This window comes from Mesorhizobium sp. WSM4871 (assembly GCF_055811295.1).
Genome location: NZ_JBVVPU010000005.1, coordinates 244,305 through 263,217, shown reverse-complemented (window position 1 = coordinate 263,217; position 18,913 = coordinate 244,305). Strand labels below are relative to the sequence as shown.

The following is an 18,913-nucleotide window of genomic DNA, read 5'->3' as shown; positions in this document are numbered from 1 at the left end:
TTGCTGGGTGCGAAGGCCGAAGTCAACGCCGCGCCCTGCCATCGAACTGTCGAACCTCGCCTTCTCCCCCTGAAAGTATCCGCTGCGGATTGCGGCTGAGGTCGGTCACCGCCTCTTCGATACGGTTGATCGAGCGGCGGCTGTCCTGGACCAGCGCCTCGACGTTTTGCAGGCCCTGGCCGGAGAATCGCGCCAGATTGTCGGTGATGGTGCCGAGGCGGGCGTTCAGCGTGTCGGCGACCTGCTTGAACGATTTCAGCGTATTCCTGGCATCGGCCATGACCCCGTCCGCCTGACCGGAGCCCAGCAATTTGTCGACCTTGGCCAGAATGCCGTCGACGCGCACCGAAGCGTCGTTGAGGCGCCCCGCGAGCTGGTGTGCGTCCTTGATCGTTTCGTCGATGTCGTCGCTTCGGTCGGCGAATTTATCGGTCACCTTGGCAATATCGGCGGCAGCCTTGTTGGCGTTTTCGCTGGCTTTCTGGATATTTGCCAAGGCGGTGCGAACCTGCGCCGGGTCGATGCCGTCGAGAACGCCGTCGACCTTGGTCAGTGTGCCTTGCGTCTTCTGGGCGAAGTCGTTGATCGACCCCACCGCTGTGTCGACATTCTTGATGACGGTGTCGAACTGCTTTGAGGTTTCCTTCAGATTGCCGGTCGCTGTGTCGACATTGGCGACGATGCTCTTGATCTGGTCCTTGTCGACAGCATTGAGCAAGCCTTCGGCCGCCTTCAGCGTGCCGTCGAGTTTGCCGGAAACGCCCTTCAACTCGTCCGACAGCGAACTGACGCTGGCCAGGAACTTGTCGATACCGGCGGAGTTCTTGGCCAGCGCGTCGGAGAAGGTCTGCACATTGTTGACGGTCTGCGTCAGCGGCCCGCGAACGTCCTTGGTGAAGCCTTCGAGCTGGGTGAGAACCGTGTCGGCGCGGGTGAAAATGTTCTGCGCCGTCTGCAACAAATTGGTGACCGCCGACGGGTTGGCGACGATCTCGGCGACCTTGCCTTCCGCTTCCGCCTGGTCGAGAAGCTTCACTTCCTTGGGATCGGCGCCCTTGAGTTCGATATTGGCCTGGCCGGTAAGGCCGGCAAGCCCGATATCGGCCTGTGTCGACTTGGTGATCGGCGTCATGCGGTCTATCTCGGTGTCGGCGATAGCGGCGGTCGGATTGTCGACATCGATATAGACGCGCCTGACATCGCCGACCTTGACACCGTTGAACAGCACGAAACTGCCGCGGCCGAGACCGGATGCCGAACCGGGGATGCGCACACGCAGCATCACCGTCTCACCCTTGTCACCGATTGCGGCCGTCCAATAGACGAACGCAAAAGCCGCCAGGATCGCGGCCAGCGTGAAAATGCCGACAATAACGTAGTTGGCTCTGGTTTCCATTGCCTCACTTATGGCTATGCGCGCGCTGCAAGATCAAGTTGCCTGGCACGTTTTCCGCGGAAATAGGATTTCACCCACGGCTCCTCGCTTTTCAGCATGTCGTCGATCGTGCCTTCGACCAGCACCTTCTTTTTGCCGAGCACAGCCACCCGATCGCAGGCGGTGAACAGCGTGTCGAGATCGTGCGTGACCATATAAACGGTCAAATCCATGGTGTCGCGCAGCTTGACGACCAGTTCGTCGAACTCCGCAGCACTGATCGGATCGAGGCCGGATGTCGGCTCGTCGAGAAAGACGATGTCGGGGTCGAGCGCCAATGCGCGCGCCAGTGCCGCGCGCTTGATCATGCCGCCGGAAAGCTCGGAAGGGAATTTCTGCGCCGCATCCGGTGGTAGCCCGACCAGTTCGACCTTGAGCATCGCCAGCTCGTCCATCAGCTTTCGCGGCAAGTCGAGATACTCACGCATCGGCACCTGCACGTTTTCAAGCACCGTGAGCGCGGAAAACAGCGCGCCATGCTGAAAGAGGACGCCAAGGCGCATGTCGATGCGAAGACGCTCCCTTTCGCTCGCCGTTTCGACATCGACGCCGAACAGCTTGATCGTCCCCGATTGCTTGGGCGTCAGGCCGAGGATGGTGCGCAGCAGGACCGACTTGCCGGCGCCCGAAGCGCCGACAAAGCCGAGGATCTCGCCGCGCCTTATATCGAGCGACAAATGATCGAGAATGACCTTGTCGCCGAAGGAGACGGTGATGTCGTGCGCCGAAAGCACGATCTCGTCTTCGTCGGCTTCCGCCGCAACCCTGGTTGCCTCTGTGCTGCCCTGCATTGCCATGTCAGAACTCGATCGCCGCGTAGAACATGGCGAAAAGCCCGTCGAGAATGATCACCACGAAGATGGATTTCACCACGGAAGCGGTCACGTGCTGGCCGAGCGATTCGGCGCTGCCGCCGACCTTCATGCCCTCGACGGAGGCGATCGTGCCGATGATCATGGCCATGAACGGCGCCTTGATCAGGCCGGCAAAGATGGTGCTGATATCGATGGCGACCCGCAGCCGGTCGATAAAGGCCGCCGGCGGAATATCGGAATAGAGCCATGCGGCCAGGATGCCGCCGCCAAGAGCCGCGAAATTGGCGATGATCGTCAGGCAAGGCAGCGCGATCACCAGCGCGACCAGCCGCGGAAACACCAGCACGCCGATCGGATTGAGCCCGATGACCTTCAGCGCGTCGACCTCCTCGCGCATCTTCATCGAGCCAATTTCAGCGGTGATGGCGCTGCCCGAGCGGCCGGCGATCATGATCGCAGTCATCAGCACGCCGAGCTCGCGCAGGATCAGCACCCCGACCAGGTCGACGACAAAGATGTCGGCGCCGAAATAGCTGAGCTGATAGGCGCCTTGCTGGGCGACGATCGCGCCGACGATGGCCGACATCAGCACCACCACTGGTATGGCGCCGACGCCCATGCGATCGATCTGGTTGAAGATCGCCGCCGGATTGACCGCATGGCCGCGGCCAAGCTTCATCTGCGAGCCCTGTATCGTGGCGCCAAGAATGTTCATCGAGGCCAGGAAATCGTCGCGCATCTCATAGACCCGCCGGCCAACCGCTTCGAGCGCACGGATGACGATATTCGGCGGCCTGGCATTGCCCGACTCAGGCTCGCGCCGAACCGCGTCGCCGACCGCGCCGAGCAGGATGGAGGCGATCTCGCTTTGCCCCTGCAGGTCGATCTCGACACCCTTCTTTTCGAAGACGCTGACCAGGCGGTCGATCAGCCAGGCGCCGGCGGTGTCCATCTTTTCAATATGGGAAAGATCGAGCGTAAGTGTCTTGAAACCGCTGCGTTTCTCGATCTTGCGCATCTCGGCATCGACCAGTGCCACGGTGCGCGTCGTCCAGTTGCCGGCGAAGACGCAGCGCAGAACATCGCCCTCTTCACCAACCTCAACGCGCGGCCGGGGGTCGGCCTCGCTGGGGGTGCCGCTTGCGAAACGTTTGCGGGTGGTCAACATGGCGTCCTGTTTAGCCTGACGGGCCAATCTGTTTAACCTGACGGACCCCACCTGTCGATTTGCCGACAAGCCCCTTCTCGCACAGCCGGAGCAGAAAAATATGGCGCGTGTCATTTCGGTCGAGGCCGAGCGCTTTCCCATCGCCGGCACCTTCACCATTTCGCGCGGCTCGAAGACCGAAGCCGAGGTGATCATTTGCACGATCGGCCAGGGCAGCCACAGCGGACATGGCGAATGCGTCCCCTACAAGCGCTACGGCGAAACCATGGAGGGCGTCCACGCCGCGATCGAGGCCATGCGGCAACAGATTGCAGGCGGCATCGACCGGGTCGGGCTGCTCGACGCCGTGCCGGCGGGTGCGGCGCGCAACGCCATCGACTGCGCGCTCTGGGATCTGGAGGCGAAGATCACCGGAACACCCGTGGCGCGTGCGATAGGCGCGGTTCCGTTGCGGGCGCTGGAGACGGCCTACACGTTGTCGCTCGGCGAACCGGAAGCGATGGCCGCACAGGCCCGCGCCAACGCCATGCGACCGCTGCTCAAGGTCAAGATCGGCGGCGACAACGACATCGCCCGTATCCGCGCCGTCACCGAGGCGGCACCGCAAAGCCGCATCATCCTCGACGCCAATGAGGGCTGGACGGACGATAACATCGTGGAAAACCTCGCCTTTGCCGCGGAGCAAAGCATCGCGCTGATCGAACAGCCGCTGCCCGCGGGCCGTGACGGCATCCTTCGCCACATCGCGCATCCGGTGCCGATCTGCGCCGACGAAAGCGTGCATGAGGCGAAGGATCTCGCCTCGCTCGCCGGCCTCTACGATGCCATCAACATCAAGCTCGACAAGGCGGGCGGGCTGACAGCAGCCCTCGCCCTTCGCGACCGCGCCCGCGAACTGGGTTTCGGCGTCATGGTCGGCTGCATGGTCGGCACGTCGCTTGCCATGGCACCGGCCGTGCTGCTCGCCCAGGATGCCGATTTCGTCGATCTCGACGGTCCGCTGCTTTTGGCCCGCGACCGCGTGCCGGGCCTCGTCTACGAGGGATCGCTGGTGTCACCCCCCGATCCGGCGCTGTGGGGCTGAACGCGCCGCAAGTCCGATCAGCGCCAGCCCGATCAGGGCGATCGGGATCATGGCGAAAAAGCCGTCCACGCCAAGGCGGTCGTAGAGCGGGCCGGACAGGAGCGTGACCACGGCCGTGAAAAAGCCGTTGGAGAAATAGGCGATGCCTTGCGCGGCTCCGGTTCGTTCCTCCGCGACTGTCTCGCCGATCATCTTCTGCAGGCCGATCAGCACCAGCGCCACCGAAATCGCATGCAGCGTCTGGACAGCGAAAAACCCGGCGACGCCGAGACCAAGCGGCCAGATCAGTGGGAAAGCGATCCAGCGGACGATCGATCCGATCCCGGCTATCACCATGATCGACACGACGGAGAATGAGCCGAAAACACGGGTGAAGGCCAAAAACATGCAGATCTCGGCCACCACGCCCCATCCCCAGAGCAGCCCGACAACCGAATCGCTGATGCCGATCGATTTCCAGTAGATCGACACGAAACCGTAGAGAAACGCATGGCTGGCGGTGATGACGCCGACGCCGATGGAGAAATACAGGAAATACGCATTGAGAAGTTTCGGCGCCGATTGCTGGATATCACTGGCTGACAGTGGCGAGGCGCGTCGGGGACGACCGAGCCGCGGCGCAATCAGTCCGACGGCAAGGGCCGCGGCAAACGCCACGAAGATGATCGCCGGGACAGCCCCGGCGCTGGTCGCCGACAGGATGAAGCCGCCCGCAAGATTGGCGCAGAGATAGGAGATCGATCCCCATTTGCGCATGCTTGCGTAGTTCGAGCCGAAGCGGCGCACACCCGACAGCGCCAGCGAATCGGCGATCGGCGAGTGCGGCGTCCAGACGACGGCAAGCGCCAGCGACACGGCGAGCACCATGGCGTAAGTCGGTGGCAGGAAGTAGCCGGCGGCCAGCACCAGCGATGCGGCGACCAGCGCGATATAGACATTGGCGCGGTCCCTCGCCCGGTCGGCGAGCGCCGTCAGCAATGGCGTGGTCACCACACGCAGGAACATCGGCGCGGCGAGAATCACCGCTATCTCGCCGGCATGAAAACCCTTTGCCTGCAGCCACAGCGGAAAGTAGGGCAAATGCGTGCCGAGCGGCACGAAAAGCGTGAAGAAGATCAAGCTCATGCGCAGCTCGAAATGGCGCGGCTTGACAAGCTGTTCGGGCGAAAGCGGCGGCAGGGACATGAATCGATCCAATGACGCTGCATTCGTCGGCTGCAACGCGCATCGATCCCTAACATGCGGGAAAGCGAGTCGAAACCGCCTGGACCAACGCATGGCCCGAAAATCCGATTCCGATTTTCGGAGAGCATGATGCGTGGATTAGAAAGTGTTAGGGGTACCTTGTACGTCCGAGTGGACGCACGTCGCCCTAATTAACGCCGCATCAAGCCGCTTCGACGACCCTGTCCTCGATGAGCATCGGGATGAATGGCTCGTCTGGCGCTTCAGGCAGGACATGCGCCCAGGTCAGGATCTCCATCCGGCCGTCGAAATGCTCGACCACCGCCGTGCAGCTTTCGACCCAGTCGCCGGTATTGATATATTGCACGTCCTCGAAATTCTCGATCGTCGCATGGTGGATGTGCCCGCAGATGACGCCGTCGACATGCGAGCGGCGTGCTTCCTCGGTCAGCACCGTCTGGAACGAGCCGATGAAGTTCACCGCCTTCTTGACCTTGACCTTGGCCCAGGACGAGAACGACCAGTAGGACAGGCCGAGCAGCTGACGCAGTCGCGTGATGACGCGGTTGACCAGCATCGCCCCGTCATAGGCATAGTCGCCGAGATAGGCCAGCCAGCGCTGATTATGGACGACGGTATCGAACTGGTCGCCATGGATGACCAGCAAACGCTTGCCGTCGGCAGTCTCGTGGATGGCGCGGTCGGCGACGACGATGCCGCCGAAATGCACGCCCTGGAACTGGCGCGCGAACTCATCGTGATTGCCAGCGATATAGGTGATGCTGGCGCCCTTGCGCGCCTTGCGCAGCAGTTTCTGGACGACGTCGTTGTGGCTCTGCGGCCAGTGCCAGCTGCGTCTCAGGCGCCAGCCGTCGACGATATCGCCGACGAGATAGATGATGTCGGCGTCGTGATAACGCAGAAAATCGATCAGGAAGTCGGCCTTCGCCGCCTTCGATCCGAGATGGATATCGGAGATGAACATGCTGCGGAAAGTGCGGGGCTCTGCGCCGGGCATTGGATTCTCACCGTTGCTTTCGAGCAGCCTATGCGCCGATTCATGCAACAATCGTATGACGGTTGCGATTGGTCCAGCCAAAGGGGTAGCCTGCCACGCTGTTCAAAGGAGAAGAAATCATGGATCTCGGCATTCGCGGCAAGAAGGCCATCGTCTGCGCTTCGAGCAAGGGGCTAGGGCGCGGCTGCGCCATGGCGCTGGCCGAGGCCGGCTGCGATCTGGTGGTCAATGGACGCAATGCCGAGCTGCTGGCGAAAACCGCGGCCGAGCTGCGCGAGAGATTCGGCGTGAAGGTGACGGAGATCGCCGGCGACGTGTCGAAGCCCGAGGTGCAGAAGGCACTACTCGCCGCCTGCCCCGACCCCGATATCCTCGTCAACAACAATGGCGGACCGCCGTTTCGCGATTTCCGCGAACTCGATCGCGAAAAAATCCTCGAGGGTGTCACCCAGAACATGGTGACGCCGATCGAGCTGATTAAGGCCGTCATCGACGGCATGGCGTCGCGCGGCTTCGGCCGCATCGTCAACATCACCTCGCTGTCCGTCTATGTGCCGATCCCCGGCCTCGACCTGTCGTCGGGCGCGCGCGCCGGGCTGACCTCGTTCCTTGCCGGCGTGGCGCGGACGGTGATGGACCGCAACGTGACGATCAATAACATGCTGCCGGGCAAGCTCGACACCGACCGGCTGCGCGGCCCGCATGAACCCGGCAGCGTCGAGGATCCGGCTGCCGCTGCCAAGCGCAAGGCCCAGGCGGCGGCCAACGTTCCGGCCAAGCGGCTTGGAACGCCGGAAGAATTCGGCCAGATCTGCGCCTTCCTGTGCTCGGTCCATGCCGGCTATCTGACCGGGCAGAACATACCGGTGGATGGCGGCCTCTACGTCAGCGCGTTCTAGTGGTGGAGATCAAAGATTCCAAATCCCGGCGCGCTCGACCAAGGACCGGTCGTGAAAGCAGCGGCCAAACTGACGTGGGGTCAGTCCGGTCACCTCTCGGAAGCGGGCGGAAAAATGGCTTTGGCTGCCAAAGCCGCAGGCCCGTGCCACGTCGGACAACGGAATCTTGCCTGCTGCAAGAAGCCGCTTGGCACGCTCGGTACGCCTGCGCAACACGTAGCGATAGGGGCCAAAGCCAGTCGAGCGTTTGAAGGCTCGGGCGAAGTGATAGGGGCTTAGACCGGCCACGGCTGCCAAGTCCTCGATCGTCAGGTCCTGTTCCAGATGGGCTTCGACATACTCCTGCACCCGCCGCAGTACGACTGGCGCCAGACCGCCACGGATGAAGAGCGCTCTCGGCGGGCGTTCGCTGCAGCGGGCCGCGAGGTAGGTGGTCAGCATTTCGCCAGCCTGAGTTATGGCGATACGGTCAGCCGGCTCCTCCCACGACAGCGGCAGCACCATGGAGCGGATAATGTTTTCGAGCGACGGATCGCGTTGGAGGCCCTCTTCGCGCAGGCTTATCAGGCTGGGATCGGCATCGAGCGTCTCCACCACCCGGGATTCAAACACTGGCGTCGGGATGTAGAAGTGGAGAAGCCGGCCTTTCCCGGCAGCTTCCCAAGCGGTCGGCGCACCGGCCGGTACAACCCAGAGGCTGCTTTCGCCATGGATGGGGTCGTAGCTGCGTCCGCGCAGCCGGCGAAAGCCCGCACCCTCGGCGACCCAGAAACTGAGCGTATGGTGATTGGCCGGGTTGTAGCGGTAATGCCCGCGTCCCTCCCGCTCCCAGAGCGCTGCCGCCAAGCCCTCCCCGAAGCGTGCCGAGGTCCGCAAAGGAACACCCGACTGCTGCAAATGGTTGAAGATGGCGTAGTCCTGCAGTCGTAACATGGCAAAGTAGATAAACAAAATCTGCCGACCAGCAAGACCCCTGCCCATCCCAGCAAGACCCCTGCCCATTCCGCAGCAAGATCAGAACAAAACGCGGAGCTTTTGGACTGACAGCGCCACGGTCCCTGCACTATGTTTCGGCCCAGCGGAGAGCTTCGCAGAGCGAGGAAAGAACATGCTGTTACTTGGCGACGCCGAACATAGCCGACGAAGTGGCCAGCGGGAAATGGGAGGCTGAGGTGGCTCACACGAAAACTCACGCCGGTCGTCACTCGTTGACAGTTCGCCTGCTTGGACTTGTGCTGAAAACCACCGCAACTGCAATTGCAGCTCTCGAAACTTGGCAACGGACCGTCTCGAGACGTCGGGCGATCGCGAATTTGACCGCCGACCAGTTGAGGGACATCGGTCATGCCGAGGCCCCCGCGCCTATGCTTGAAGTCAAGGCCGGCCTGATCACGAACCTGATCTCGGCAAGGTAGACGCGGTGTTCGAACGCACTCTGAAAGGGAGATGATCATGGCCAGTCAGCTTGCGCAGGCAGCGCCTTCGACCAAACATGCAAACGTCCAGCCGATTGCCACACAGGAGCTTCCTTCCGCCGTCCCGCTAATGGCGCTTTCGACCGGTTTCTGGGCCTTCAAGACCCTGGCCGCTGCTCACGAGTTGGATCTCTTCAGCCGCCTTGCGGGCGGCGCCGGCATCACGGTCGCCGGACTGGAGGAAGCGCTCGGCCTGCATCAACGCCCGGCCGAGATGCTGTTGACCGGCTGCGCTGCACTAGGGCTTCTGGAGAAAACGGACGGCCGTTATCGCAATACGCCGCTAAGCGAAGCCTATCTCGTTCGCGGGAAACCGTATTACTTCGGCGGCTTCGTGCAGATGGCCGACAAGCGGCTCTACGCGGGCTGGGGAAGGCTTACAGAGGCGCTGCGCACGAATCGGCCAACCACATGGAATCCTGCAGCGCAATCCTCGATGTTCGACGGCGAGGATCCGATGGTGCTGGCACTCTTCTGGGAGGCGATGCATTCGCTCTCCACGATGACCGCGCGCAAGCTCGGTGAAGCGGTGGATTTCTCGCATTTCCGCCGCCTCCTGGACATCGGCGGCGGATCGGGCGCGTACGACATCGAGCTTTGCAAACAGTATGGGGAGCTGCGTGCGACCGTGTTTGACCTGCCGCATGTGGCCGCGATCGCCGCGGGAAAAATTGCCCGGGCCGGCTTGACCGACCGCATCGAGACCACCGGCGGCAACTTCTTTGAACAGCTTCCCGGGGATCACGACGTGCATCTCCTGTCGATGATCCTGCACGATTGGGACGAAGCGAAGAACCGCGCCCTGCTGCGCCGGTCCTTCGAGGCTTTGCCGAGCGGCGGCGCGGTCGTCATAAGCGAGCTTCTCGTCAATGACGAAAAGACCGGGCCGGCGCCGGCCGCGCTGATGAGCCTCAACATGCTGATCGAGACGGAAGGGCGAAACTACACGCCGGCCGAATATTCGGCATGGCTCGACGAAGCCGGTTTCCGGCACATCGAGACGATCTGGTTCGACGCACCCGCCGCGAGCGGCGCCGTGATCGGCCGCAAGCCCTAGGGCCACGGAGGAAAGCATGAGCATTCACGACTTCGGATCCGCCGCGGCGCGCGTGGCGTCGCAGGCGGCTGGGCGGGCGTTGCCTGTGGCATTGATGGCGTTGGTGTTGGCGATCGGATCGCCGCCTGCCGGCGCGGCCGACCGCGAGCTGGTCGAACGGGGGAAATACCTGGCGACCATCGCGAGCTGCACCGATTGCCACACGCCGGGACATTTCCTCGGCAAGCCCGACATGACGCGGCACCTCGGCGGCTCCGATGTCGGCTTCGAGATCGCGGGGCTCGGGGTCTTCTACGGCCCCAACCTCACGCCCGATGAGGCGACCGGTCTCGGGCGCTGGAGCGAGCGGGATATCGTCACGGCGATCCGCACGGGCAAGCGCCCCGACGGACGCATGCTCGCTCCGATCATGCCGTGGGCCGCACTCGCGGAGCTCACCGAATATGACGCCGCGGCGATCGCAGCCTATCTCAAGAGCCTGCCGCCGGTGAGCAACAAGGTCCCTGGACCGTTCGGACCGGGCGAGGCGCCGACTTCGTTCGTGATGAAGATCGTGGCGCCGGCGAAGCAATAGGGTCTCGCAGGGCGCCGCCCGTCCCTTTGCCGGCTCACAGCGCTCCTGACTTGTGACAAGCATTTCGAGAGCCTGCCAGTCGTCATCCTCATCGAAAAGATCCAGCGCTGACATTGTTGGGCCGCGGGGTCGTTTTTGCGCCCCCCTTGCAGACATTCAACTGGAGTATCGGCATAGCTCGCCGCAGCAACTCGCTGTCGTCCCGACATTTCAATGGCTGACGCACAGACGGGCCGACGGTGCGAAGTCATTACCCTCGCGCTTGCGACATATCACCTCTCGAAAAGCCACGGCTGCATGCTAAGACACTCAAAACACCAAGCGGACTGAATTGAGGAGCGGCCGGATGGAAGGCGAAGGTAAAAAAGCAGCCCGGTCGGACCTTGATGAAGCCGCGCTCTACTTCCACAAGCACCCCAGGCCCGGCAAACTCGAAATCCAGGCGACAAAACCGCTCGGCAACCAGCGCGACCTGGCGCTGGCCTATTCACCCGGCGTCGCGGCGCCCTGTCTGGAAATCCGCGACAATCCGGCGGCCGCCGCCGATTATACGGCGCGCGCCAATCTGGTCGGTGTCGTCTCCAACGGATCGGCGGTGCTGGGCCTCGGCAATATCGGGCCGCTCGCCTCCAAGCCTGTGATGGAAGGCAAGGCGGTGCTGTTCAAGAAATTCGCCGGCATCGACGTCTTCGACATCGAGATCGACGCGCCTGGCATCGAGCGCATGATCGAGACCGTCGCGGCGTTGGAGCCGACCTTCGGCGGCATCAACCTCGAGGACATCAAGGCGCCGGAATGCTTCGAGGTCGAGGAACGGCTGAAGGCCCGCATGGGTATACCGGTATTCCATGATGACCAGCACGGCACCGCGATCATCGTCGCCGCCGCCGTGCTCAACGGGCTGGAGTTCGCCGGCAAGACCATTTCCGACATCAAGATCGTCACTTCGGGCGCGGGCGCGGCTGCACTGGCCTGCCTCAACCTGCTGGTCCTGCTCGGCGCGCGTATCGAAAACATCTGGGTCACCGACCGTTTCGGCGTTGCCTACAAGGGCCGCGTCGACGAGATGGACCGCTGGAAGGACCCCTATGTGAAGGACACCGAGGCGCGCACGCTGGCCGATGTGATCCCCGGCGCCGACGTCTTCCTCGGCCTCTCCGCCGCCGGCGTGCTGAAGCCGGAATTGCTCGCACACATGGCGCCAAAGCCGCTGATCCTGGCGCTGGCCAATCCCAATCCCGAGATCATGCCGGAAGCGGCGCGGGCGGCACGACCCGACGCGATGATCTGCACCGGCCGATCCGATTTTCCCAATCAAGTCAATAATGTACTCTGTTTTCCTTACATCTTCCGTGGTGCGCTGGACTGCGGCGCCAGCGCCATCAACGAAGAGATGAAGATGGCCGCGGTGCGGGCGATCGCGGCGCTGGCCCGCGAAGAGCCGTCCGATGTCGCCGCCCGCGCCTATTCCGGCGAGACGCCGATCTTCGGGCCGGATTTCCTGATCCCTTCGCCGTTCGATCCCAGGCTGATCCTGCGCATTGCCCCAGCTGTCGCCAAGGCGGCCTGCGACACCGGCGTCGCCACACGGCCGATCACCGACTTCGCCGCCTATATCGACCAGCTGAACCGCTTCGTCTTCCGCTCAGGCCTGGTCATGAAGCCGGTGTTCTCGATGGCCAAGACGTCGAGCGCCAAACGCGTCATCTATGCCGACGGCGAGGACGAGCGCGTGCTGCGCGCCGCGCAAGTCGTGCTGGAGGAAGGCATCGCCGAGCCGATTTTGATCGGGCGCCCGCATGTCATTGAAGTCCGGCTGAAACGCTACGGGCTGCGCATCAAGCCGGGCGTCGATTTCGGTCTGATCAACCCAGAGGACGATCCCCGCTACCGCCACTATGTCGATCTGCTGATCGAACTTGCCGGCCGCCGCGGCGTGACGACGGAAGCCGCGCGCACCATGGTGCGCACCGACAACACAGTCATCGCCGCGCTTGCCCTGAAGCGCGGCGATGCCGACGCCATGGTCTGCGGCCTTGAAGGCCGTTTCGAGCGGCATCTGCGCAATGTCACCCTGATCATCGGCCCACGCGCCGGTATCAAGGACCATGATTTGTCGACGCTTTCGATGCTGATCTCGCAGCGCGGTATCATTTTCCTCACCGACACCCACGTCTCCGTCGACCCGACGGCCGAGGAGATCGCCGAAATGACGGTGCTGGCGGCGGAAGAAATCCAGCGCTTCGGTATCGAACCCAAGGCCGCCTTGCTCTCGCATTCGGATTTCGGCTCGCGCGATTCACCCAGCGCGCTGAAGATGCGGCAGGCTGCGGCGATCCTGGCGCGCATTGCGCCGGACCTGCAATGCGACGGCGAGATGCATGCCGATACGGCTCTGTCCGAGCAGTTGCGCCAGCGCGTCTATCCGCATTCGCGGCTGAAAGGCGAAGCCAATCTGCTGGTGTTTCCCAATCTGGACTCGGCCAACATCACGCTCACCGCGCTACGCACGATGATGGATGCGCTGCATGTCGGGCCGATCCTGCTCGGCACCGACAGACCGGCGCATATATTGACGCCGTCGGTGACGTCGCGCGGCGTGGTCAACATGACCGCGCTCGCCGTGGTCGAAGCGGCCCACAAGGCTCAGGCGATAGTAAATCTGGGCTGAGCCCGTCTTCGGCGGCAAGCTAAACAAACAGTTAACTGCAATCGCGGTAGCTTTGGCGGCGGGAAACGGAGTTCTGGGCAAATGATGGGCGCAGGGTGGAAGCTGACGCGTGCGGCGGCGCTGCTTGCCGCTTTGGCGTTGTCCAGCCTTGCCGTCACCCAGTCGCAGGCCGCCTCCCGTGTTTGCCGGCAGTTGGAAGCCGATCTGGCGTCCGCCTCGCGTGGCGGCGGCAAGCCGGCTCTGCTCAGGAAATATGACGACGCGATCGTCCGGCAACGCCAGCAGATCGCAAAGGCCAGCAACCAGTCCGGCTGCGGCTTCTCGCTGTTTAGCCGCAATGAAAACGCCTGCGCCGCGCGTGACGCCACGCTCGACCGCATGAACGCCAATCTCGACGCGTTGGAGGCCAAGCGGGCGCAACTCGCCGGCGGCGGCTCGCGGCGCGATCGCGCCCGCATATTGGCCGCGCTCGATGCCAATGGCTGCCGCGACAGCATTGTTGCTCCGAAGCGCGCGCCGCTGCGGGAAGCAAACCGAGAAGACGGCAATGGCAACCTGCTCGATCGGCTTCTGGACGGCGACAAAAGACAACCCGGAGCGCCGGAGAGCCATCCCGGCGAACAACGCGGCATCCGCGCCATGATCAACCAGCCCGACCGGATGGACCTGCCACGCCTTGGCGGCGAATTCCGCACGGTTTGCGTGCGCACCTGCGATGGCTACTTCTTCCCGATGTCGAATGCCGCCTCGATGGGCGATTTCGAGCGCGACCAGAAGAACTGCGATTCGAGCTGTCCCGGCACCGAGATGCAAGTGTTCTACACGCGCGGCCAGGGTGGCGATTCGGCCGACATGACGTCGTCGGCCACCGGCAGGCCCTACCGCGAACTGCCGACCGCCTATCTCTACAAGCAGTCCTCACGCCCGCCGGCCTGCGGCTGCAATGCGGCACAGAATTTCGAAATCATTGCCGGCAAGCCGCCAAGTCCTGAACAGTCGCAGGCCGATATGCAAACCGAGCCGTTCATTCCGGTGCCCGTCGCCAAGCCGGATCCGGGCGCCGATCCCGAGACCTTGGCCAATGCCGAAGGCGGTCTCGACCGTGAAGCCATCAAGCGCATGGCCGTCAAGCCCGTGGCGTCGACCTTGCCGCCGCCGGAACAGCGCAAGGTCAGGGTCGTCGGGCCAGCGTTCCTTCCCGACCCAAAAGCGGCAATAGATCTGCAAGTTCCGGCCCCGAAGGCTGTCCGGTAAGTGCCAGCCTGAGTGGCATGAACAGCGCCTTGCCCTTGCGGCCGGTCGCTTCCCTGATCTTGCTCGTCCAATTCTTCCAGACCGAGCCATTCCACGGGTCTTCCGGCAAAAGATCGAACGCCTGATGAAGAAAATCGCGGTCTTCGTCGGAAAACTCAGGCGGCTCCTGCGGACCTTCGCGAAGCGTGCGCCACCAGATTGCCGCGTCGGCCAGCCTGTCGACATTGCCACGCACGGCGAGCCAGAATGGCTCGGCCTGTTCGCCCGAAATGCCAAGCACGATCAACCGGTCGCGCGCTTCGGAAAACGGCATGTGGTGGAGCAGTGTGCGGTTGAGCACGAAGAGCTCGTCCGGATCGAATTTGGCGGCGGATTTCGACGTTGCGGCTGGATCAAAGCGCTCGGCAAGCCCGTTCATATCCGGCACCGCCACGACATTTTCCGAAGTGCCGACGAGTACGGCCAGCGAGGCGACGGCCATCGGTTCGATGCCGGTCTCGCGCAGGCTTTCGATGGACAGTGCGCCGGTTCGCTTCGACAGCCCCTCGCCCGTACTGGTGGTCAAGAGATTGTGGTGGCCGAACACCGGCGGCTCGGCGCCCAGCGCCTGGAACAGCGCTATCTGCACGCCGGTGTTGGTGACATGGTCGTCGCCGCGGATGACATGGCTGATGCCCATATCGATATCGTCCACCACGGAGGGCAGCGTGTAGAGATAGGTGCCGTCCTCGCGCCGCAGGACCGGGTCCGAGAGCGAGGCCAGGTCGACGGTTTCCTCGCCGCGCACCATGTCGTTCCAGTGGATTTCGGTGCGTTCCGGCTGCAAGGGATCGCTGGTGAAATTCGGCAGGAGGAAGCGCCAGTGCGGCCGGCGGCCGTCCGACTGGTATTCGGCGACCTGATCGCGCGTCAGCGTCAGCGCCTCGCGGCCATAGACCGGCGGCAGGCCTCGCGTGCGGCGCACCTTGCGCCTGAGATCGAGCTCTTCCGGCGTTTCATAGCAGGCATAGACAAGGCGCGCCGCCTTCAACCTCTCCACCGCGGCGTCGTAGATCTCGAAACGCCGCGACTGGTATTCCGTGGCATCGGGAAATATGCCCAGCCAATGCAGATCATAGAGAATGGCGTCGGAAAATTCCTGCGTCGAGCGCGCGACGTCGGTGTCGTCGAAACGCTGGATGAAGCGGCCCTTGTTGTTCAACGCAAACAGCCAGTTGAACAAAGCGGTGCGCGCATTGCCGATATGGATGCGGCCGGTGGGCGACGGGGCAAAACGGACGGTAACTGTCATGAGCGGGGCGTACCGGATGCTTTCGGTGTTGACAAGACACGCCCCCGCGCGCTGCCGCAGACATAGAATATGACGGCGGAAATGAAAAGCCTGCAGCGCAGGGCGGAGTTCGATCCAACAGAGCTTGAATCAAAAACCCGCCTCGGTGGGCGGGCCGTTGGCGCAAATCAGCACCATGAATAAATTCCTAGCATAACTGATGTCACCTGTCGAGTTGAAACCATCCAAAGTTGCGAGACAATCGCTTCGGTTTGCGCCGCCCAGCCTGCGTTCCAGCGTTGGTGGTTGGCGAAAGCCGAAGCGAAATCCAATCTCCCCCGCAATCGGCAGCTTCATCGGCGGCGCCGACGTCGACAATTGATCGATACAACCCCGTCAGATCGCCAGCCCCTTGGTCAGTTCCAACGCCTGACGCTCGAACAGCCGGCGGTAGATGCCGCCTTGCAGGCGGATCAGTTCGTCATGCGAACCCTCTTCGGCGATGCGGCCGCGATCGAACACCAGCAGCCTGTCCAGCGCCCGCACCGTCGACAGCCGATGCGCGATGACCAGCGTGGTGCGGCCGACCATCAACCGCTCCATCGCCTGCTGGATCAGCACCTCCGATTCCGAATCGAGGCTGGATGTCGCCTCGTCCAGAATGAGGATCCTGGCATCGGCGAGGAAAGCGCGCGCAATCGCCACCCGCTGGCGCTCGCCGCCGGACAGTTTCACGCCGCGTTCGCCGACCAGCGTGCCGTAGCCCTTCGGCAGGTCGGCGATGAAGTCGTGCGCGCTGGCCAGCCGCGCGGCATGCTCGATCTCCGCCTGGCTGGCGCTCGGCCGGGCATAGGCGATGTTTTCGGCCAGCGACCGGTGAAACAGGATCGGCTCTTGCTGGACGATGGCGATCTGCCCGCGCAGCGACGCTTGCGCCACCTGCGAGATATCCTGGCCGTCGATCAGGATCTGCCCCGAGTTCACGTCGTAAAGGCGCTGGATCAGCTTGACGAAGGTCGTCTTGCCCGAGCCGGAATGGCCGACCAGCCCGACGCGTTCGCCCGGCGCGATATCCACCGAAAAGTCGCGGTAGAGCGGCAGCCGATGGTTGCCATAGTGGAAGGTGACGTGGTCGAACCCAATACGGCCGTCGGTGATGCGGATCGGCCTGGCGCCGGGCCGGTCCTCGATGCCGAGCGGTTCGGACTGGAAGTCGACCAGTTCCTCCATGTCGTTGATCGACCGCTGCAAATTGCGGATATGCGTGCCGATATCCCGGAGATAGCCTTGCAACACGAAGAACGAGGTCAGCACGAAGGCGACGTCGCCGGCGCTCGCCTGCCCCCACGACCACAGCAGCAGCGAAAATCCGATCACCGCCGTCCTGAGCAGCAAAAGCATCGTCCCTTGCGTGGTGCCATTGAGGGTGCCGCGCACCCAGGTTCGCCGCGTGCGGGCACGCCATTTGGCGACCACCTTGGCAAGACGCGTTTCCTCGCGCGTCTCGGCGCCGAAACCCTTGACCACCGCATTGCAGCTCACCGCGTCGGCCAGCGAGCCGCCAAGACGCGTGTCCCAGGCGTTGGCAAGCCTTGCCGCCGGCGCGACATAGCCGAGCGACAGCATCGCTGTCACCGCGATGAACAGCACCGAGCCGGCGGCGACCACCACGCCCATTATCGGCCAGAACCAGCCGAGCAGCAGCGTCGAGCCGATCAGCATGACGAGCGACGGCAGCAGCGCAATCAGGATCGTGTCGTTGAGCAGGTCGAGCGCCCACATGCCGCGCGTTATCTTGCGCACGGTCGAGCCGGCGAAGCTGTTGGCATGCCAGTCGGTGGAAAACCGTTGAACGCGGTGGAAGGCGTCGGCGGCAATGTCGGCCATCATCTTCAGCGTCAGGTCCGTGATGCCCATGAAGGCGATGTTGCGCAGAACGACGCCCGCGAGCGCCAGCGCCACCAGCATGGAAAACGCCGCCATCGCCGCGTTCCAAGCGATCTCATCGGCCGCAGCGCTGCTGGCGACGGCGTCGACCAGTCGGCCGGAATAGAGCGGCGTCAGCACGTCGGCCGAGGTCGACAGCAGGAAGGTGCCCATGATGAGCGAAAGCCGCCAGGGCTGACGCCGCCAATGGCCGAACGTAAAACCAAGAACGCTGCGAAAGGCGCTCGCGCGCAAATCGATCTGAAAACGAGCCATGATGTCATCCGGGCGCAAACGAGCCCGGTCCCGGTAAGGTAGAAATTGAAAAAACCGCGTTGGCGCCAACTGGCGCCCGGAAATGCGGAGGTTTGGTATATTTTGGCGGCTCGCCCCCTAACGGGCGGCGACCGGCAGCGGCAAATGCCTGTTCTCAGTTCAGCTCTCGTCGCGAAGGAACTTCGCGGCCTGCTGAACAGGACCTAGGCTTCGCGGCCTCGCATAACGACGTCAAATCCTGGCATTCGGTCCTCCCAAAGGGAATCGCGGAGAAGTTCTTATAAAGACGCCTCTGCGCATCGCCAAGCGAGGTCGGGGCCAAAAGCGTATCTGGTCCAAACAGTGAGACGATTTTGCAACAATCGCGGTTGTGCCGCTTGCTCAGCCTGCCGGGCTGCGGTCGAGCCGCATATAGCGGCCATCGGTGGACGGCTTGAAGCCGAGCTTTTCATAAACCGCGTGGGCGTCGTTGGTCGCCAGGCTCCAGTGCGTGATCATCTTGCAGTCCGGATGATCGATAAGCGCCTGGACAAGCCGCGTGCCGATCCCTCGCCCGCGATGCTCTGGCCAGACGATGACGTCGGCAAGATAGGCAAACACCGTGCGGTCGGTGATCGCCCGACCGAAGCCGACCTGTTTGCCGCCGATGTAAGCGCCGGCGCAGAGCGAATTGGCAAAGGCGCGGCGGTGCGTTTCGTCGCTGCGCCCGGTGCCCCAGTAGCTCGCCATCAACAGGTCGGAGGTCGCCCGGAAGTCGATCCGCGACACATCGAAGCTGATCTCGCAGTCAGGCACGGCCACTATCT

Annotated in this window: 17 protein-coding genes; 7 read left to right on the top strand and 10 right to left on the bottom strand. The window is 63.1% G+C overall.

All coding sequences use genetic code 11. From position 1 onward, the window contains the following. Positions 1 to 22 precede the first annotated feature (22 nt). Genes AC0L2H_RS13015 through AC0L2H_RS13005 form a run of 3 tightly spaced genes read right to left on the bottom strand, consistent with a single transcriptional unit; the run spans position 23 to position 3,418 of the window. A complete protein-coding gene (locus AC0L2H_RS13015; protein WP_473590599.1) occupies positions 23 to 1,396 on the bottom strand; it encodes an MlaD family protein in 1,374 nt (457 codons plus the stop codon). A 14-nt stretch (positions 1,397 to 1,410) separates the two neighbouring features. Then, positions 1,411 to 2,232, bottom strand: coding sequence for an ABC transporter ATP-binding protein (locus AC0L2H_RS13010; RefSeq protein ID WP_473590598.1), 822 nt, complete (start codon positions 2,230 to 2,232; stop codon positions 1,411 to 1,413). Between the two features lies 1 nt (position 2,233). Then, on the bottom strand, positions 2,234 to 3,418 hold the full coding sequence (locus tag AC0L2H_RS13005) for an ABC transporter permease (RefSeq protein WP_473590597.1): 1,185 nt from the start codon (positions 3,416 to 3,418) through the stop codon (positions 2,234 to 2,236). A gap of 100 nt (positions 3,419 to 3,518) precedes the next feature. Between AC0L2H_RS13005 and dgcA the strand changes: the two genes are divergently transcribed. Continuing rightward, complete coding sequence (gene dgcA, locus AC0L2H_RS13000; protein ID WP_473590596.1) at positions 3,519 to 4,502, top strand: N-acetyl-D-Glu racemase DgcA; 984 nt, start codon at positions 3,519 to 3,521, stop codon at positions 4,500 to 4,502. On the opposite strand, the gene AC0L2H_RS12995 is transcribed toward dgcA, so the two are convergent. Together AC0L2H_RS12995 and AC0L2H_RS12990 are read right to left on the bottom strand one after the other, a co-directional pair. Next, the gene (locus tag AC0L2H_RS12995; protein ID WP_473590595.1) at positions 4,473 to 5,687 is read right to left on the bottom strand and encodes an MFS transporter; all 1,215 of its coding nucleotides are present in this window, start codon (positions 5,685 to 5,687) and stop codon (positions 4,473 to 4,475) included. The two genes, dgcA and AC0L2H_RS12995, sit on opposite strands and share 30 nt — an antisense overlap. Before the next feature lie 202 nt (positions 5,688 to 5,889). Next, on the bottom strand, positions 5,890 to 6,705 hold the full coding sequence (locus AC0L2H_RS12990; RefSeq protein WP_473590594.1) for a UDP-2,3-diacylglucosamine diphosphatase: 816 nt from the start codon (positions 6,703 to 6,705) through the stop codon (positions 5,890 to 5,892). Between the two features lie 119 nt (positions 6,706 to 6,824). Between AC0L2H_RS12990 and AC0L2H_RS12985 the strand changes: the two genes are divergently transcribed. After that, positions 6,825 to 7,604, top strand: coding sequence for an SDR family oxidoreductase (locus AC0L2H_RS12985; RefSeq protein WP_473590593.1), 780 nt, complete (start codon positions 6,825 to 6,827; stop codon positions 7,602 to 7,604). A 9-nt stretch (positions 7,605 to 7,613) separates the two neighbouring features. Here the strand turns inward: AC0L2H_RS12985 and AC0L2H_RS12980 are convergent, their stop codons facing one another. Next, on the bottom strand, positions 7,614 to 8,585 hold the full coding sequence (locus tag AC0L2H_RS12980) for a helix-turn-helix domain-containing protein (RefSeq protein ID WP_473590592.1): 972 nt from the start codon (positions 8,583 to 8,585) through the stop codon (positions 7,614 to 7,616). Positions 8,586 to 8,722: 137 nt separating this feature from the next. On the opposite strand from AC0L2H_RS12980, the gene AC0L2H_RS12975 reads away from it, so the two are divergent. The 5 genes from AC0L2H_RS12975 to AC0L2H_RS12955 all read left to right on the top strand — a co-directional run bounded on the left by AC0L2H_RS12975 (position 8,723) and on the right by AC0L2H_RS12955 (position 14,635). Continuing rightward, positions 8,723 to 9,019, top strand: a complete 297-nt coding sequence (locus AC0L2H_RS12975; protein ID WP_473590591.1) for a DUF1127 domain-containing protein — start codon at positions 8,723 to 8,725, stop codon at positions 9,017 to 9,019. A 130-nt stretch (positions 9,020 to 9,149) separates the two neighbouring features. Further along, entirely contained in the window at positions 9,150 to 10,136 is a 987-nt protein-coding gene (locus tag AC0L2H_RS12970) for a methyltransferase (RefSeq protein ID WP_473590590.1), read from the top strand. A 16-nt stretch (positions 10,137 to 10,152) separates the two neighbouring features. After that, positions 10,153 to 10,710 (top strand): c-type cytochrome, encoded by a 558-nt coding sequence (locus tag AC0L2H_RS12965; protein ID WP_473590589.1) that lies wholly within the window; start codon positions 10,153 to 10,155, stop codon positions 10,708 to 10,710. Between the two features lie 346 nt (positions 10,711 to 11,056). Next, on the top strand, positions 11,057 to 13,381 hold the full coding sequence (locus tag AC0L2H_RS12960) for an NADP-dependent malic enzyme (protein ID WP_473590588.1): 2,325 nt from the start codon (positions 11,057 to 11,059) through the stop codon (positions 13,379 to 13,381). An 81-nt stretch (positions 13,382 to 13,462) separates the two neighbouring features. Next, a complete protein-coding gene (locus AC0L2H_RS12955; protein WP_473590587.1) occupies positions 13,463 to 14,635 on the top strand; it encodes a DUF2865 domain-containing protein in 1,173 nt (390 codons plus the stop codon). Here the strand turns inward: AC0L2H_RS12955 and gltX are convergent. The 4 genes from gltX to AC0L2H_RS12935 form a co-directional block, all read right to left on the bottom strand. After that, positions 14,553 to 15,926: a glutamate--tRNA ligase gene (gene gltX / locus AC0L2H_RS12950; RefSeq protein WP_473590586.1), complete on the bottom strand. Its 1,374-nt coding sequence runs from the start codon at positions 15,924 to 15,926 to the stop codon at positions 14,553 to 14,555. The two genes, AC0L2H_RS12955 and gltX, sit on opposite strands and share 83 nt — an antisense overlap. 129 nt (positions 15,927 to 16,055) lie before the next feature. After that, on the bottom strand, positions 16,056 to 16,262 hold the full coding sequence (locus tag AC0L2H_RS12945; RefSeq protein ID WP_473590585.1) for a hypothetical protein: 207 nt from the start codon (positions 16,260 to 16,262) through the stop codon (positions 16,056 to 16,058). Between the two features lie 39 nt (positions 16,263 to 16,301). Continuing rightward, positions 16,302 to 18,107 (bottom strand): ABC transporter ATP-binding protein, encoded by a 1,806-nt coding sequence (locus AC0L2H_RS12940; protein WP_473590584.1) that lies wholly within the window; start codon positions 18,105 to 18,107, stop codon positions 16,302 to 16,304. 381 nt (positions 18,108 to 18,488) lie between these two features. Then, positions 18,489 to 18,902 (bottom strand): GNAT family N-acetyltransferase, encoded by a 414-nt coding sequence (locus tag AC0L2H_RS12935; protein ID WP_473590723.1) that lies wholly within the window; start codon positions 18,900 to 18,902, stop codon positions 18,489 to 18,491. Positions 18,903 to 18,913 lie beyond the last annotated feature (11 nt).

Coding starts and splice junctions, on each gene's coding strand:
- AC0L2H_RS13005 (WP_473590597.1), bottom strand. CDS start 3,418: ATGTTGACCACCCGCAAACGTTTCGCAAGCGGCACCCCCAGCGAGGCC.
- AC0L2H_RS12970 (WP_473590590.1), top strand. CDS start 9,150: ATGGCGCTTTCGACCGGTTTCTGGGCCTTCAAGACCCTGGCCGCTGCT.
- AC0L2H_RS13010 (WP_473590598.1), bottom strand. CDS start 2,232: ATGGCAATGCAGGGCAGCACAGAGGCAACCAGGGTTGCGGCGGAAGCC.
- gltX (WP_473590586.1), bottom strand. CDS start 15,926: ATGACAGTTACCGTCCGTTTTGCCCCGTCGCCCACCGGCCGCATCCAT.
- AC0L2H_RS13015 (WP_473590599.1), bottom strand. CDS start 1,396: ATGGAAACCAGAGCCAACTACGTTATTGTCGGCATTTTCACGCTGGCC.
- AC0L2H_RS12945 (WP_473590585.1), bottom strand. CDS start 16,262: ATGAAGCTGCCGATTGCGGGGGAGATTGGATTTCGCTTCGGCTTTCGC.
- AC0L2H_RS12995 (WP_473590595.1), bottom strand. CDS start 5,687: ATGTCCCTGCCGCCGCTTTCGCCCGAACAGCTTGTCAAGCCGCGCCAT.
- AC0L2H_RS12980 (WP_473590592.1), bottom strand. CDS start 8,585: ATGGGCAGGGGTCTTGCTGGTCGGCAGATTTTGTTTATCTACTTTGCC.
- AC0L2H_RS12940 (WP_473590584.1), bottom strand. CDS start 18,107: ATGGCTCGTTTTCAGATCGATTTGCGCGCGAGCGCCTTTCGCAGCGTT.
- AC0L2H_RS12990 (WP_473590594.1), bottom strand. CDS start 6,705: ATGCCCGGCGCAGAGCCCCGCACTTTCCGCAGCATGTTCATCTCCGAT.
- AC0L2H_RS12960 (WP_473590588.1), top strand. CDS start 11,057: ATGGAAGGCGAAGGTAAAAAAGCAGCCCGGTCGGACCTTGATGAAGCC.
- AC0L2H_RS12965 (WP_473590589.1), top strand. CDS start 10,153: ATGAGCATTCACGACTTCGGATCCGCCGCGGCGCGCGTGGCGTCGCAG.
- AC0L2H_RS12985 (WP_473590593.1), top strand. CDS start 6,825: ATGGATCTCGGCATTCGCGGCAAGAAGGCCATCGTCTGCGCTTCGAGC.
- AC0L2H_RS12955 (WP_473590587.1), top strand. CDS start 13,463: ATGATGGGCGCAGGGTGGAAGCTGACGCGTGCGGCGGCGCTGCTTGCC.
- dgcA (WP_473590596.1), top strand. CDS start 3,519: ATGGCGCGTGTCATTTCGGTCGAGGCCGAGCGCTTTCCCATCGCCGGC.